Raw genomic sequence first — 13,142 nt, 5'->3', positions numbered from 1 at the left:
ATTCCAACTTAAGCGGCAAATGACAAATGATTATTCATCATCAGATTTTGGGGCATCATGGGTGTCATCTTGTGCTTGAAGCTTACGTGCTTCTTCGTCACCTTCAGGATCACGAGTACCTGCAGCTTCTTCATTTGCTTCTGGCTCGATTGGCTCTTCAACTTCCACCGTTGGCGCTTGCATAGTAGCCACGGTACGGTTAAACGGTTCAGTCACTTCAAGCTCACGAATGGCAACGCCTTCAGGTAACTGGATATCTAACAAGTGAATCGAATCACCGACGTTCATGCCAGATACATCGACTGTCAAGTATTCTGGGATTTTTGAAGGAATAGCAGTGATTTCAAGTTCAGTGGCATTCGATACAAAGATACCGCCTGCTTTATGACCTGGTGCATCTTCAGCGCCTACATAGTGTACAGGAACAGTGATGTGCATCGCTTGACCACGGACGATACGTTGGAAGTCAGCGTGCATTGGGGTGTTTTTGGCTGGATGACGTTGTAGTGCTTTAATCACCACTTCTTCCGTACCTTGACCTTCTACGTTGATGGTCAAAATGTGAGAGAAGAAACTTTCTGTTTCAAGTGATTTAATCAATTCATTGTAACGGATAGCAATAGAGGCTGGCTCTTTGTCCGCACCGTATACGATTGCTGGTACTAGGTTTTGTTTACGAAGGCGGCGGCTCGCACCTTTACCTTGTAACTCGTCGCCACGTACGACAGCGTTTAATTCAAAAGTTTGGTTACTCATGGGAGTTTCCTTGGGTTAGGCTAGTCAGGGATGCCTTGTCAGTATGATTTGGCTGTTTGCCTTTACTTACAACGCTCTGCTTATAAAAATTAGCAAGTAACTAGCGAGTGAAAAAAAGCATAAATTTGCGACCAATTTATGCGTTATACGCCATTTTTCAAAAAAATAGCAAAACTTTAACAATTATTTTGTAAATAGCAAGTTAATAATAGCAACATGGGCGTAGCCGATAAGCCCGCATTCCACATGCTGGCTAACATTGCCTAAAATTACCTACATAATGTCAAACATCGCACTCAATGATTCTTCATTGTTGATACGACGTAGCGCTTCAGCCAGCATAGGTGCAATGGTCACTTGGCGAATTTTGCCCGTGTTTTTTGCGGCATCTGACAGTGGGATAGTATCGGTTACGACAAGTTCATCAAGCACTGACGCGGCAATTGTTTGGATTGCTTTACCTGACAATACTGGGTGGGTGATGTAACCCACCACACGGCGCGCGCCACGTTCTTTTAATGCGGCAGCGGCTTTACACAGGGTACCTGCGGTATCCACCATATCATCAATAATCACGCAATCGCGGTCTTTAACATCACCGATAATATGCATCACTTCTGATTCGTTGGCTTTGGCGCGGCGTTTATCAATAATTGCCATATCGGCATCGCCTAACTGTTTTGCCATTGCACGGGCACGAACCACACCGCCTACGTCAGGGGATACTACCATCAAGTTATCGTATTTTTGCTCACGTAAATCTTTAAATAAAACCGGCGTACCGTAAATATTGTCTACAGGGATATCAAAAAAACCTTGAATCTGGTCTGAGTGCAAGTCCACGGTAACGACACGGTCAATGCTCACGATATTGAGCATATCAGCGACCACTTTTGCTGAGATAGGGACACGCGCTGAGCGAGGACGACGGTCTTGACGCGCATAACCAAAATAGGGCATCACTGCCGTAATACGACCTGCACTAGCACGGCGCAAGGCATCTGCCATTACCATGATTTCCATCAAATTGTCATTGGTCGGTGAGCAAGTTGATTGTAGGATAAAGACGTCTTTACCACGTACATTCTCTTGGATTTCAACCGCGACTTCACCATCCGAAAAACGCGTCACATCGGCACGTCCTAGCGGAATATGTAAGTGATTGGTGACATTTTTTGCCAATTCTGGATGGGCATTTCCGGTAAAAATCGCCAAATAAGGCATATGCGAGTCCTATTTTTCTAGACCAACGACGGTTTCATCAAACAAAAAAACTCATCAACTAACTTTTACAATTAGGATGAGAAAAACGTCATTACGTCAACTACTAAAAATGGGTTAGTAAAGAAAATGGCAGGGGTAGCTGGACTCGAACCAACGAATGCCAGGATCAAAACCTGGTGCCTTACCAACTTGGCGATACCCCTGTGACGGTGCGAACTATACCGATTTTAGGCGATTTTGTCAATGTAAAATGTCTTGAACAGCGCAGATTTTATGACAAAATTTTTACTACGTGAGGCACAAGAAAATCTGTACATCTTTGAATATGGCAGGGGTAGCTGGACTCGAACCAACGGATGCCAGGATCAAAACCTGGTGCCTTACCAACTTGGCGATACCCCTATATTGGAAGCGATATTTTAACCAAAAAACATAAAATTGCAAGCTTTTTTTGGGCATAAACATCAAAATTTTTGCAATTGTTGATTTCTCAAAACTTTGTTACAGCGTATGCACCCAATACGCCTGAAAAGGTGAGGACTGCAGACCGTGTTTAATGCTATTTTTATCAACATCGCTAGGTACTGGCAAAAACACACAGCTCCCTGAGCCCGTCATGCGCGGTGTGGTGTGGGTGTTGGCGGCAAGCGTCATTAAAACATTCATCGCGGCGTTGACGTCTGCAGATAAGGCACATACTACAGGTTCAAAAACATTGGTAAAGCCATCGGTTAACTCATTGGTAAAGGCATGGCAATGGCTTTTTAAATAGTCATGAGAAAGGCTTGCGCAATCCCGTTTTAACAGCGGATGGACGAAAAGTTCAGCCGTGCTGATATGGGCATCGGGTTTTAGCAATAAAAATTGCTGCGCAGGCAAGTCAATCGGCGTTAAAATCTCACCAATGCCTTCAGCAATGGCATCTTTGCCAAAAATAAATATCGGTACATCCGCGCCCAGTTTTGCGCCAATGAGGCGTAGCTGCTCATTTCTCAATCCCAGTCGCCATAAGGTATTGAGCGTCATCAGGGCTGTCGCACAATTAGACGAACCCCCGCCCAAGCCTGCCCCCATCGGAATGTGTTTATCGAGGTGAATATCAACAATCGGTAATTGGGCGATTTGCGAGTCACTCAAAATTTGATGATTTTTGGCAAAGGCTAATAAGGCAATGGCCGCTTTAATAATCAGATTGTCGGCAGGGGTGTCGGTGACGTGCTCGGCATTGGACAGGGTGACGGGTAAATTATCGCCAATGGTTTTATCTGTATGGCTAAAAGTGAGCGTATCGTACAAATCTATCAGCCGAAATACGGTTTGTAGATTGTGATAGCCGTCGGGGCGTTTACCGGTAATATGTAAAAATAAATTGATTTTGGCAGGGGATTGTTGGGTAAGGGTCGGCATATTTTTATAATGAGTGACAGGTTTGCTTAAAATTCTAACACATCAATTTGCATTGAAGTTCATTGAAAGGATAAAAATCGGCTGTGCTATAATGCCTATCCTTTTTGATTCGATGTTCAAATTTAAAAAATGTCTCAACTTAAACCTTTTCTAAAATGGGCTGGCGGTAAATCACAACTCATCGGTGATATACAAGCACGTTTGCCAAATTATACAGCCAATCAAGATTTCTGCATGATTGAGCCATTTCTGGGTGGGGGTGCGGTCAGTTTTTGGGCATTATCTAACTTAAAATATTTAAAAAAACTTATTATTAATGACTTTAATGAAGATCTAATAAATGTCTATCAGGTTATCAAGGCAGATGTTCAACAATTAATGATTGAGTTAGATAACTTGCAAAGAGATTATGATAAGTTGTTAGATAAAGATGCAAAAACGCCTTATTTTTATGCTAAACGTGCAAGTTTCAATCAAAGAAATCTTGATCCAGTGAAGCAAGCCAGTTTATTTATATTTTTGAATAAATCCAGTTTTAATGGGCTATATCGAGTTAATAAAAAAAATCAGTTTAATGTGCCAATAGGTAGTTATAAAAGACCGATTTTTTTGGATAAAGCATTATTACTTGCAGTCTCTGACGCGTTGCAAAAAGTCGTGATTTTACAGGGTGACTACGAGCAAACGATTAAAGCGCTACCAAACGACTTACCTTGCTGGTTTTATCTTGATCCACCTTATCGCCCGATTAGCGAAACAGCAAGTTTTACTGCTTATTCTCATCAAGTTTTTGATGACAGTGAGCAACGTCGGCTGCATGGGTTTTGCCAAAAAATTGATAAATTGGGACATCAGTTTTTATTAAGTAATTCCGACCCAACGACGCACAGCAAGTATGATGATTTTTTTGATAATCTTTATCAAGATTTTAATATAGAGCGAGTAACCGCTAATCGTGCTATTGGGGCAAAATCAACCAGTCGTCAAGCCGTCAATGAATTGTTAATACGGAATTATTAATTATGGATAGTCAATTGTTTGCAGATGAACATTTTGAGAAGTTCATTGAGACACTAAATTTAAAAGGTATCACTCAGTTTGATTATTTTGTGAACTGGGGAAAGGTGTTTAAAAATATTACCCCAATCGAAAAAGAGCTGAATTTGTTAAACACTGCCATTGGTAAAGAAGATATCGAAGCGGCATTGTTCGATATTCTTAAGACTTATCCGAAGACAATTAAGACAGTACCCACTCTTTTGGCAATTCGAGATAAATCAGTTGAAGTTTTGATTGATAGCACGGCTTTTATTTATAAAAATTTTGACTTCAATTTAAAAGAAGTCACAGATGAAAAAATTCACGATGTGGTAAATCTCTTGATTGAGAGTGGTTTTGCGGAATTGATCAAAACCAAGCAAATTAAAAGTATCCCTGACTATTGTATTGGTGTAGAAGTTGGACTTGATTCCAACGGTCGAAAAAATCGTGGTGGTACATCGATGGAAAAACTCGTTGAATCCTTTGTCGCCATATTTTGTCATGAACATAATTTAGCTTATTTGGCTCAAGCCAACGCCAAAAAGATTAAAGAAGTTTGGGGCATCGATATTGCTGTTGATAAATCTTCGAGAATCATCGATTTTGTAATCAAAAAAGATGCGCAGTTATTTTTTATCGAGTGCAATTTTTATGGCGGTGGTGGCTCAAAGTTAAAATCCACCGCAACTGAATATATCGAAATGAGCCGCTTTTGGCAGGCTCAAGAGGTTACTTTTATTTGGGTGACTGATGGGAAAGGTTGGCTGAAAACTAAAAATCCATTAAAAGACTATTTTGAACGCAACAATATTTTGCTCAATATTGAAATGTTAAAAGATGATTATTTGGGTAAAATTTTATTCCCAAACAATCTTATTAAGTAAGTCAGCAACATTAAAAAAGTAGTCCGATTGATTATCTCGAATATATTGCAACGGGTCTTTATATTTAGGCTTATCAAACCATTCGCTTAGTAAGTAATAAAAATGAACTTGTTTTCCTAAAGGGGTAAACATTTTTTGATATTGCTGGGTTTTAAAAGGAAAAGTTGTCAGTTTCTCATCAACTGACCCGCCTGTATTTTGAAACTTTTTCTCTATGATATAACATGACTTTTGGGTAATTAATACATCATCAGGCAATAATTGAGAGCTAATAAAATCTTGCCAATTTATTTGATTAAGCAATAAGTAATTCTTGTACAAGCCATACTTAGAAAAATGTTCAGCGACCAAAATATTTTTCAAATAAATTTTATTATTTACCGTATGAAAATTAGGTAGAGCATCAATCACTGTCAAAAGATTCATGTCTCTTTCAAAGGTTAGACCATTAATATTGGTTTGTGCCCCACCGCCAAAACTATTAGGCTGTCTTGCCATTATTTATCCTTAAATTCAAATAATTCACTTAACGACAAATCAAACGCGTTAGCAAAAATCTCAATATTGATTAGTGCAGGATTTCGCTCGCCACGTTCGACCATCCCAATATAGTTACGATGAAACCCTGTCAGTTCTGCTAACTGCTCTTGACTGAGGTTTTTAGCTTTACGCAGTTGGCGAATTTTTTGCCCAAACTTGATTAAAATGTCATTTTCCATTGCGTTATTCTCACTCATTGTTTAAAATAAACTACACACAATAAGTATTATTTTGGAATTATTGACATGCATGTTGCTTACAAGTTCAATGATGATTGTGAATGGCTAGCGGATGAAGGCATCAAAGGCAAAATTGTGAATACCTTGCGAATGCTTAGCTTGGATAGTCGATTAGAAAACCAGACGGTTTTCATTCCTGATGGTTGTGAAAATATGGGTTTTTTAGAAGGGAGTTATGATATCGCGTCAATGTTGCACTTTATTGCGGATATGATGGAATGATTTTTTATCAATCACAATCGCAGGACTTTACGTTGTTGCAAGGCGATAGTTTGCACATCCTACCAACTATCCATGATAAATCTATCAATATGATTTTTGCTGATCCGCCTTATTTTTTATCCAATGACGGATTAACGGTAAAAAATGGCATGGTGCAATCTGTTAATAAGGGCGAATGGGATAAATTTAGTGATGATAATGAAGTCTATATTTTTACTTATGATTGGCTAAGCCAAGCAAAGCGAATGTTGGCAGATAATGGCACGATTTGGATGAGTGGAACCCACCACAATATTTTTACGCTAGGGCGAGTATTATCACAACTCAATTTTAAAATCTTAAACATGATAACTTGGGAAAAACCCAATCCACCGCCAAATTTTTCTTGTCGCTATTTCACCTATTCAACTGAATGGATAATCTGGGCAAGAAAAAACCCAAAAATTCCGCATTACTTTGATTATGAATTAATGAAGTCGCTCAATGGTGACAAACAAATGAAAGATGTTTGGCGTCTGCCTGCGGTATCAAGCTGGGAAAAGCAATTTGGCAAACATCCTACGCAAAAACCGTTAGGATTGTTGTCAAGGATTGTTTTGGCCTCTACCAAAGCCAATGATCTCGTGCTTGACCCATTTACAGGCTCATCGACAACAGGTATTGCTGCCAATTTATTTGGTAGAAAATTTATCGGAGTTGACCAAGATAGTAATTTTTTAACCTTAAGCAAAAATCGCTATCTTGGGTTGGATGAAAAATCACGCCAATATTTTAAAGAGAGAGTAAAGCAACAGATTAGCTTGTAGCTTTCATCATTTTTGGCTCTTGAATCGGTAGATTGAGCACAGCAGCCAAGGCAGCCAGCGCCATATCGGCATACCACATATACTGATAATTACCAAATTTATCAACCACAATTCCCCCCAAGTAAGCGCCCAAAAACCCGCCAACTTGGTGACTAAACAACACCAATCCAAACAAGGTCGCCAAATATTTGACCCCATACAACTTGCCGACGGTTGCCGCAGTCGGGGGTACGGTGGCAAGCCAAGTTAGACCCAAGCTAACCGCAAATATAAAAAAAGTCGTTGCCGTCTTAGGCGCCATCAAGAAAATCGCAATCAAGATAGTACGGCTCAAATACATCCAAAACAAAATATATTTACTGCGAAAATGACCCACACACCAACCGACAAACAAACTGCCGACCACATTTGATAAGCCAATCAACGCGAGCGACCAAGAGGCAACATTGCTACCAAGACCCGCCAACGTCACTTCCATCGGCAAATGAGTGACCAAAAACGCAATATGAAAACCACAGGTAAAAAAGCCGATATGCAGCAGCCAGTAGTTACGATCGCTAAGCGCGCGTCGAATGCATTGTGATAGCGTTTCGTGGGCTTGGTTATTGGCAACCGCCGACGAAGCGGCAGGCGCATGTTTACCTACATTGTTACCCTGCGTGAGATAATAAGCCAGCGGCAAACAAAGCAAACTTGTCCCTGCCATAAAATACATTGCCCCTGTCCAACCTACCACTGGCAGGGCAATTAACCCTTGTAAAATCGGCGCAAATAAAAATTGCCCAAACGAGCTACCTGCATTAATAATACCCGATGCAGTGCCGCGCATATGGGGTGGGGTCTGATTCGCTACTTGCCCCATCAGCACTGAAAAACTACCCGCACCTGTCCCAAATGCGACCAAAATCCCAAGCGTGACCACCAAACCACCGGCACTGACAAAATACGGCACACTAAAACAGCCAATCGCCAGTAGCAAAGTACCGAACAACAGTACCCGCCATGCGCCAAACTTATCCGCCAATGCCCCTGTCACAGGCTGTGACACGCCCCACATTAGCTGTGTCACCGCTAAGGCAAAACTGATTTGCACAATGCCAATATGCGCGCTAGCATCAATCGGTTTGATAAATAACCCAAGCGATAGGCGAATCCCAGACGTAATCAATAAAATAACCGCAGCGGCGGCGACTAACAGCCAAAGCTGATTTTTTGACGGTAGGTTAGAGCTTGGCATAGGGAATATCCAAAAAAGGTAACAAAAACTGGGGTGGCAACTACTTGGCTAACGCGCTAGTATCTGACGCATAAAACTGTACAAAAAAATCCATGAATGCGCGATTTCATATAATCAATGTGCGCCGAGCAATCTTGATTAATTTAACCCATAAAAACAAAAAACCCTAGTAAATACTAGGGTTTCATAGACTTTAATGGTTAGCTTAACACTTAACCAAGCATTCGTTGTATTAAACTTACTTGCTTTGGAACCAAGAATCCGCACGGCTACGTGCAGTGGCGATGTCTTGTGAGGACAAGTTTAATGCCAATTGACCGATTTTGCTTTGCGCGCGGGTGCGTACTTGGTCTGATAGCATGCCGTCTCGAGCCGCTAGGTCATACCATTTGTAGGCATCGACCAATTTCTTTTCTTTTTCATCTAGCATGGCTAGGGTATAGCTGGCACGGTTATCACCCAGTTTTGCCGCTTTTTCTAACCAATAACGCGCTTGCCCAGCATTAGGCTGCACGCCTTCGCCACGGATATACATCATGGCAAGATTTAATTGTGCAGGTGCAATGTCTTGTTTGGCGGCGGTGGTGTACCACTGGATGGCTTGTTGGAAGTTTTGCTGAATGCCGAGACCTTTTTGGTAGCGTTTGGCTAGGAAGAATTGGGCTTGTTGGTTGCCAGATTTAGCTTGGCTTAGTAATGCCATCGGTTCCATGCTGTCATAGCGTGAGCCATTGAGTGGAATATTGGCAACCAGTTCAGCGCTTGCAACGCCAGATAAGCCTAAAAATGCAGTTAATACGGTGACTTTTAATAATTTCATAACCAACTCCGAGTATCAAGCTGCAGCCATCGCAAGCTTGCCTAGGTTTAGATAAAATAACTTAATAAATAGGTAAACGAATTAACAGAAAATCTTAAATTTTACAATGATTTAGCTGTTCGTTATGTTTTAATAGGATAACGCAATCTTTTGATTGTTTTAGGTTAACACTGTTTGCTTTGCGTTTCAAATATTTAAGGGAAAATGTAAACAGTTGTTACAATATTTCACAGAGGAAACAAAGTCTTGCGACACTTGGTGTCGTGTAGGGCTTTACTTTTGTGACATATTGTTAGACTAGACTATAATTTATCCGCTTACCAAATTTTCATAGGCATAGAATCAGCGATAAAACAGCTTAGTTTTTGGTAACCCGATAAATGGCCACATCGGCAAGTAAGTTGGGGTTTTTGCGGATGATTTGTGCAAGTAGCCAAGGATAGGGCTTTTCACTTTCTTGTACCGCAAAACGATTGATGATACGGATGTCATTGTCATCACACAGCTTTTCAAAGTCTTTAAAGGTACACAAGTGAATATTCGGCGTGTTGTACCAAGCAAACGGCAGGGCTTCAGACATTGGCATCATGCCTTTGATACCCAAGTGAATACGGTTTTGCCAATGCGCAAAATTAGGGAAAGTGACAATCACTTCTTTGCCAACACGTACCATATCGAGAAGTAGTTGGTCGGGCTCTTTGACCGCTTGTAGGGCACGCGCCATCACCACCGTGTCAAAGCTTGCGTCGGCAAACCGCGCCAACCCATCATTTAAGTCTTGCTCAATGACGTTAACGCCTTTGGTAACACAGTCATTGATTTTAGTTTGGTCGATTTCGATACCATAGCCAAATACGCCCAATTTGTTTTGCAAATGCGCGAGTAAATCACCGTTGCCACAGCCTAAATCTAAGACTTTGGCATTGGGTTTGATCCAGCGTTCGGCAAGTTGATGGTCGATTTTCATTCAATTCTCGTTAAATCTAAGTTAAGCCGTTAAAAAATTAAATACCGATTGACGATAGGTTGGAATATCAAACAAAAACGAATCATGCCCATAGGCGGCATCGATATTGATATAGCTTACGGGCTTACCATTGGCAATTAGCGCATCCACAATTTCTTGCGAGCGCTCTGGGCTAAACCGCCAATCGGTGGTAAAGGATATAATTAAAAACTTACATTGGGTATTTGCCAATGCCAACCGTAGCGCATCGGTATCAGTCAAGCTATCATTGAGACTGTCATCCGCAATCGCGCCACGCGCCGGGTCAAAATAATCCAAGGCTTTAGTCATCAGCAAATAGGTATTGGCATCAAAACGTTCACTAAACTGCTCACCTTGATAGCGTAAATAACTTTCCACTTGAAACTCTACATCGTAATTGAACATCAGCTTGCCGGCTTTTAAATCGCGTCCAAATTTCACCCGCATCGCTTCATCAGTGAGATAAGTGATATGACCGACCATACGCGCCAAAATCAAACCGCGTTTGGGGATTTTGCCTTGCTCGATATAGCGTCCTTCGCAAAAATCAGGATCGGATAAAATCGATTGGCGTGCCACTTCGTTAAAGGCGATATTTTGCGCAGACAGCTTCGGCGTGCTGGCAATGACCAGGCATTTTTTGAGCCGACTCGGATAATCAATTGACCACTGCATGGCTTGCATGCCGCCCATTGAGCCACCAACAATGGCATGCCAGATGTCAATGCCCAGATAGTCAGAGAGCATGACTTGTGTTTTTACCCAGTCTTTGATGGTGACTAAGGGAAAATCTGGACCATACGGCTTGCCGGTTTCTGGGTTGGTACTGGTTGGACCGGTCGAGCCGTAGCAGCTACCAATGTTGTTAAGACACACCACAAAAAAACGCGTGGTATCAATCGCTTTGCCAGGACCGATAAAAGTATCCCACCAGCCGGCTTTTTTATCATCACTACTATGATAGCCAGCCGCATGATGACTGCCCGATAGCGCATGACAAATCAATATCGCATTGGATTTATCGGCGTTGAGCTCGCCATAAGTTTCCACCATTAAATCAAAAAACGGCAGCGTGCGATTGCATTCTAGCGTCAATGGGGTATCAAAATGAATTTTTTGCGGTGTGACGATACCCACAGATTTGCCACCAGATTTGGCAAAACTAATAGGATGATCGTCGTCAAAATTTTTGGGGACAGTCAATTCAGCTTCAGGTAAAATCTTGGCATGTGGTTTGTGTTGCTGTGTGCTCACCCGCTTTCTCACTAATTTTTGATTGATAACGCATTAAAAGTATAGCTATTGTAAGGGTTTATATGGGTTATCACAACTTGGAATTCAAATGCCAAATTTAGCATCATCACCCCACCATACATTCCTATCGCTCACGGGATTGGCGCTCACGGGATTTTTGGCATTGACGTATTTAGCGTTTCATCAGCCAACATCGGTTTTGGCTGCCAATGCTATTACAGTTACAAGCGACACGATGGTGAGCCATCATCAAAGCCATCATCCCCTCAGCCATCCAAACAGCCACCAAAACCACTATCAAAACCAACAGCCCAAACAGCATAACCACCAATCAGACGGTGAGTCAGCTAGCAGCCCCTCACAAAACGCAATCTTTAAAAGTAAAAGTCCTGCTAAAAGCCCCATACCCTCTGAACAAAATTCTCGCCTAGTGGATGCGCTATTGGTGATGGGTGGGCTAGGTTGTCATTGATTCAAGTATAGCTTAAAAAATGCAACAATTGAGCAATTTCAGGTGATTATCCAGTACGCGCACCTTAGTAAATATGCTAATCTTAACCCCACTTTTTTTATGATTTTTTGGATTAAAGACAAATTATGAAGCCAAGCAACCCACCTGAAATTGCCGTTGTCCTTGTGAATTTGGGAACACCCGATGCACCAACTGAAGCAGCGGTGCGCCGCTATCTCAAACAATTTTTGTCCGATCCGCGCGTGATTGAAATCCCGCAGTTTATCTGGCAAATCATCTTAAACTTGTTTGTGCTACGCAGTCGCCCCAAACGGGTTGCCCACGCCTATGCTAGCGTGTGGGACGGTGATTCCCCACTGCGTAAAATCACGCTTGCCCAAGTGGACTTGTTGCAGCAGCGTTTTGACCAACATCAACTGCCTTGCAAAGTAAGCGTCCATGCTGCCATGACCTATGGCAAACCTGCGTTAACAGATGTGCTATCGGCACTAAATGCCAAAAAAGTAGAGCAAATCGTAATGTTGCCAGCTTATCCGCAGTTTTCCGGTTCCACCACTGGCGCGGTGTTTGATGTCGTCGCCAAATGGGGGCTTAAGCAGCGTAATTTACCCAGCATCAGCTTTGTCAAAGATTATTTTGCCCATCCGCAATACATCCACGCCTTGGCTGAGAGCGTCAAACGCTTCCAAGCTGAACATGGCAAACCTGAAAAACTGCTATTGAGTTTTCACGGGATTCCCGAGCCGTATGAGCAAAAAGGCGATCCGTATGCCAGACGTTGTCGCTGTACGGCAGCGCATTTGGCGCAAGTGTTGGGGCTTGAGCGTCATGAGTGGGAATGTAGTTTTCAATCACGCTTTGGTAAGCAAGAATGGGTCAAACCTTATACGGATGTCACCTTAACTGAGTGGGGCAAGCAAGGCATCAAGTCAGTACAGGTGCTGAGTCCGGCATTTTCGGCAGATTGCTTAGAGACGCTAGAAGAGTTGGCAGTCGAAAATCGACAGACATTCCAGTCCAATGGCGGTGGGGACTATCATTATATCCCTGCACTCAATGTAGATGCTACGCATATTGATTTATTTGAATCACTGGCATTGCCACACGTGCAAGCGTGGCAACAAAATCTGCAAGGTTGGTATTAACATTTATTGTTAAAGCTTGGGCTGAAAGCGGATTATTAAGCGCATTAATAGCAAGTCTTATTAACTGCAAGTCAATAAAAAAGGTTGGTAACTTACCAACCTTTTTG

Annotated in this window: 15 protein-coding genes and 2 tRNA genes; 6 read left to right on the top strand and 11 right to left on the bottom strand. The window is 42.0% G+C overall.

The features are described 5' to 3' along the window. Positions 1 to 30 precede the first annotated feature (30 nt). The 5 genes from RTS10_RS06795 to ispE form a co-directional block, all read right to left on the bottom strand. Positions 31 to 756 carry a 50S ribosomal protein L25/general stress protein Ctc gene (locus RTS10_RS06795; protein WP_007117245.1) on the bottom strand — a complete coding sequence of 242 codons (726 nt, stop codon included), beginning with the start codon at positions 754 to 756 and terminating at the stop codon, positions 31 to 33. A gap of 273 nt (positions 757 to 1,029) precedes the next feature. Beyond that, positions 1,030 to 1,980: a ribose-phosphate pyrophosphokinase gene (locus RTS10_RS06790; protein WP_007117244.1), complete on the bottom strand. Its 951-nt coding sequence runs from the start codon at positions 1,978 to 1,980 to the stop codon at positions 1,030 to 1,032. 127 nt (positions 1,981 to 2,107) lie between these two features. Continuing rightward, a tRNA-Gln gene (locus RTS10_RS06785) sits at positions 2,108 to 2,183 on the bottom strand. 123 nt (positions 2,184 to 2,306) lie between these two features. Then, positions 2,307 to 2,382, bottom strand: a tRNA-Gln gene (locus RTS10_RS06780). Positions 2,383 to 2,481: 99 nt separating this feature from the next. Then, on the bottom strand, positions 2,482 to 3,387 hold the full coding sequence (gene ispE / locus RTS10_RS06775; RefSeq protein WP_312539714.1) for a 4-(cytidine 5'-diphospho)-2-C-methyl-D-erythritol kinase: 906 nt from the start codon (positions 3,385 to 3,387) through the stop codon (positions 2,482 to 2,484). Positions 3,388 to 3,516: 129 nt separating this feature from the next. Between ispE and RTS10_RS06770 the strand changes: the two genes are divergently transcribed. Both RTS10_RS06770 and RTS10_RS06765 read left to right on the top strand, forming a co-directional pair. Continuing rightward, entirely contained in the window at positions 3,517 to 4,407 is an 891-nt protein-coding gene (locus tag RTS10_RS06770) for a DNA adenine methylase (protein WP_144918227.1), read from the top strand. A gap of 2 nt (positions 4,408 to 4,409) precedes the next feature. Beyond that, positions 4,410 to 5,312: a type II restriction endonuclease gene (locus RTS10_RS06765; RefSeq protein WP_312383690.1), complete on the top strand. Its 903-nt coding sequence runs from the start codon at positions 4,410 to 4,412 to the stop codon at positions 5,310 to 5,312. Here the strand turns inward: RTS10_RS06765 and RTS10_RS06760 are convergent. Continuing rightward, positions 5,286 to 5,810, bottom strand: coding sequence for a hypothetical protein (locus tag RTS10_RS06760; RefSeq protein ID WP_076775013.1), 525 nt, complete (start codon positions 5,808 to 5,810; stop codon positions 5,286 to 5,288). The two genes, RTS10_RS06765 and RTS10_RS06760, sit on opposite strands and share 27 nt — an antisense overlap. After that, positions 5,810 to 6,031: a helix-turn-helix domain-containing protein gene (locus RTS10_RS06755; protein ID WP_076775015.1), complete on the bottom strand. Its 222-nt coding sequence runs from the start codon at positions 6,029 to 6,031 to the stop codon at positions 5,810 to 5,812. Before RTS10_RS06755 ends, RTS10_RS06760 begins: the two co-directional genes overlap by 1 nt. Positions 6,032 to 6,097: 66 nt before the next feature. On the opposite strand from RTS10_RS06755, the gene RTS10_RS06750 reads away from it, so the two are divergent. Both RTS10_RS06750 and RTS10_RS06745 read left to right on the top strand, forming a co-directional pair. After that, positions 6,098 to 6,313, top strand: a complete 216-nt coding sequence (locus RTS10_RS06750; protein WP_036596632.1) for a hypothetical protein — start codon at positions 6,098 to 6,100, stop codon at positions 6,311 to 6,313. Next, on the top strand, positions 6,310 to 7,119 hold the full coding sequence (locus RTS10_RS06745) for a DNA-methyltransferase (protein WP_095356735.1): 810 nt from the start codon (positions 6,310 to 6,312) through the stop codon (positions 7,117 to 7,119). The genes RTS10_RS06750 and RTS10_RS06745 overlap by 4 nt, the downstream gene beginning before the upstream one ends. Here RTS10_RS06745 and RTS10_RS06740 read toward each other — a convergent pair. The 4 genes from RTS10_RS06740 to metX all read right to left on the bottom strand — a co-directional run bounded on the left by RTS10_RS06740 (position 7,109) and on the right by metX (position 11,331). After that, the gene (locus RTS10_RS06740) at positions 7,109 to 8,356 is read right to left on the bottom strand and encodes an MFS transporter (protein WP_312539712.1); all 1,248 of its coding nucleotides are present in this window, start codon (positions 8,354 to 8,356) and stop codon (positions 7,109 to 7,111) included. The genes RTS10_RS06745 and RTS10_RS06740 overlap by 11 nt on opposite strands. Before the next feature lie 238 nt (positions 8,357 to 8,594). Next, the gene (locus RTS10_RS06735; protein WP_007117233.1) at positions 8,595 to 9,176 is read right to left on the bottom strand and encodes a tetratricopeptide repeat protein; all 582 of its coding nucleotides are present in this window, start codon (positions 9,174 to 9,176) and stop codon (positions 8,595 to 8,597) included. Positions 9,177 to 9,534: 358 nt separating this feature from the next. Then, positions 9,535 to 10,143 (bottom strand): methionine biosynthesis protein MetW, encoded by a 609-nt coding sequence (gene metW, locus RTS10_RS06730; protein ID WP_007117232.1) that lies wholly within the window; start codon positions 10,141 to 10,143, stop codon positions 9,535 to 9,537. 21 nt (positions 10,144 to 10,164) lie between these two features. Then, a complete protein-coding gene (metX, locus tag RTS10_RS06725) occupies positions 10,165 to 11,331 on the bottom strand; it encodes a homoserine O-succinyltransferase MetX (protein ID WP_312539742.1) in 1,167 nt (388 codons plus the stop codon). 175 nt (positions 11,332 to 11,506) lie between these two features. Between metX and RTS10_RS06720 the strand changes: the two genes are divergently transcribed. Together RTS10_RS06720 and hemH are read left to right on the top strand one after the other, a co-directional pair. Beyond that, the gene (locus tag RTS10_RS06720) at positions 11,507 to 11,890 is read left to right on the top strand and encodes a hypothetical protein (protein ID WP_312539711.1); all 384 of its coding nucleotides are present in this window, start codon (positions 11,507 to 11,509) and stop codon (positions 11,888 to 11,890) included. 125 nt (positions 11,891 to 12,015) lie between these two features. Beyond that, a complete protein-coding gene (hemH, locus tag RTS10_RS06715) occupies positions 12,016 to 13,035 on the top strand; it encodes a ferrochelatase (RefSeq protein WP_312539710.1) in 1,020 nt (339 codons plus the stop codon). The last annotated feature ends 107 nt before the right edge of the window (positions 13,036 to 13,142 follow it).

This window comes from Moraxella sp. CTOTU47616, from assembly GCF_032017465.1.
In the GTDB taxonomy this organism is placed as follows: Bacteria; Pseudomonadota; Gammaproteobacteria; order Pseudomonadales; family Moraxellaceae; genus Faucicola; species Faucicola tetraodonis.
Note: the sequence above shows the minus strand (reverse complement) of the source record. Positions and strands in the feature narration are given on the sequence as shown.

What these genes read in the sequence shown, in the direction of transcription:
- RTS10_RS06760 (WP_076775013.1), bottom strand. Translation starts at nt 5,810, where the DNA reads ATGGCAAGACAGCCTAATAGTTTTGGCGGTGGGGCACAAACCAATATT.
- RTS10_RS06740 (WP_312539712.1), bottom strand. Translation starts at nt 8,356, where the DNA reads ATGCCAAGCTCTAACCTACCGTCAAAAAATCAGCTTTGGCTGTTAGTC.
- metW (WP_007117232.1), bottom strand. Translation starts at nt 10,143, where the DNA reads ATGAAAATCGACCATCAACTTGCCGAACGCTGGATCAAACCCAATGCC.
- RTS10_RS06745 (WP_095356735.1), top strand. Translation starts at nt 6,310, where the DNA reads ATGATTTTTTATCAATCACAATCGCAGGACTTTACGTTGTTGCAAGGC.
- RTS10_RS06750 (WP_036596632.1), top strand. Translation starts at nt 6,098, where the DNA reads ATGCATGTTGCTTACAAGTTCAATGATGATTGTGAATGGCTAGCGGAT.
- RTS10_RS06720 (WP_312539711.1), top strand. Translation starts at nt 11,507, where the DNA reads ATGCCAAATTTAGCATCATCACCCCACCATACATTCCTATCGCTCACG.
- RTS10_RS06795 (WP_007117245.1), bottom strand. Translation starts at nt 756, where the DNA reads ATGAGTAACCAAACTTTTGAATTAAACGCTGTCGTACGTGGCGACGAG.
- RTS10_RS06790 (WP_007117244.1), bottom strand. Translation starts at nt 1,980, where the DNA reads ATGCCTTATTTGGCGATTTTTACCGGAAATGCCCATCCAGAATTGGCA.
- RTS10_RS06765 (WP_312383690.1), top strand. Translation starts at nt 4,410, where the DNA reads ATGGATAGTCAATTGTTTGCAGATGAACATTTTGAGAAGTTCATTGAG.
- RTS10_RS06770 (WP_144918227.1), top strand. Translation starts at nt 3,517, where the DNA reads ATGTCTCAACTTAAACCTTTTCTAAAATGGGCTGGCGGTAAATCACAA.
- hemH (WP_312539710.1), top strand. Translation starts at nt 12,016, where the DNA reads ATGAAGCCAAGCAACCCACCTGAAATTGCCGTTGTCCTTGTGAATTTG.
- RTS10_RS06755 (WP_076775015.1), bottom strand. Translation starts at nt 6,031, where the DNA reads ATGGAAAATGACATTTTAATCAAGTTTGGGCAAAAAATTCGCCAACTG.
- RTS10_RS06735 (WP_007117233.1), bottom strand. Translation starts at nt 9,176, where the DNA reads ATGAAATTATTAAAAGTCACCGTATTAACTGCATTTTTAGGCTTATCT.
- ispE (WP_312539714.1), bottom strand. Translation starts at nt 3,387, where the DNA reads ATGCCGACCCTTACCCAACAATCCCCTGCCAAAATCAATTTATTTTTA.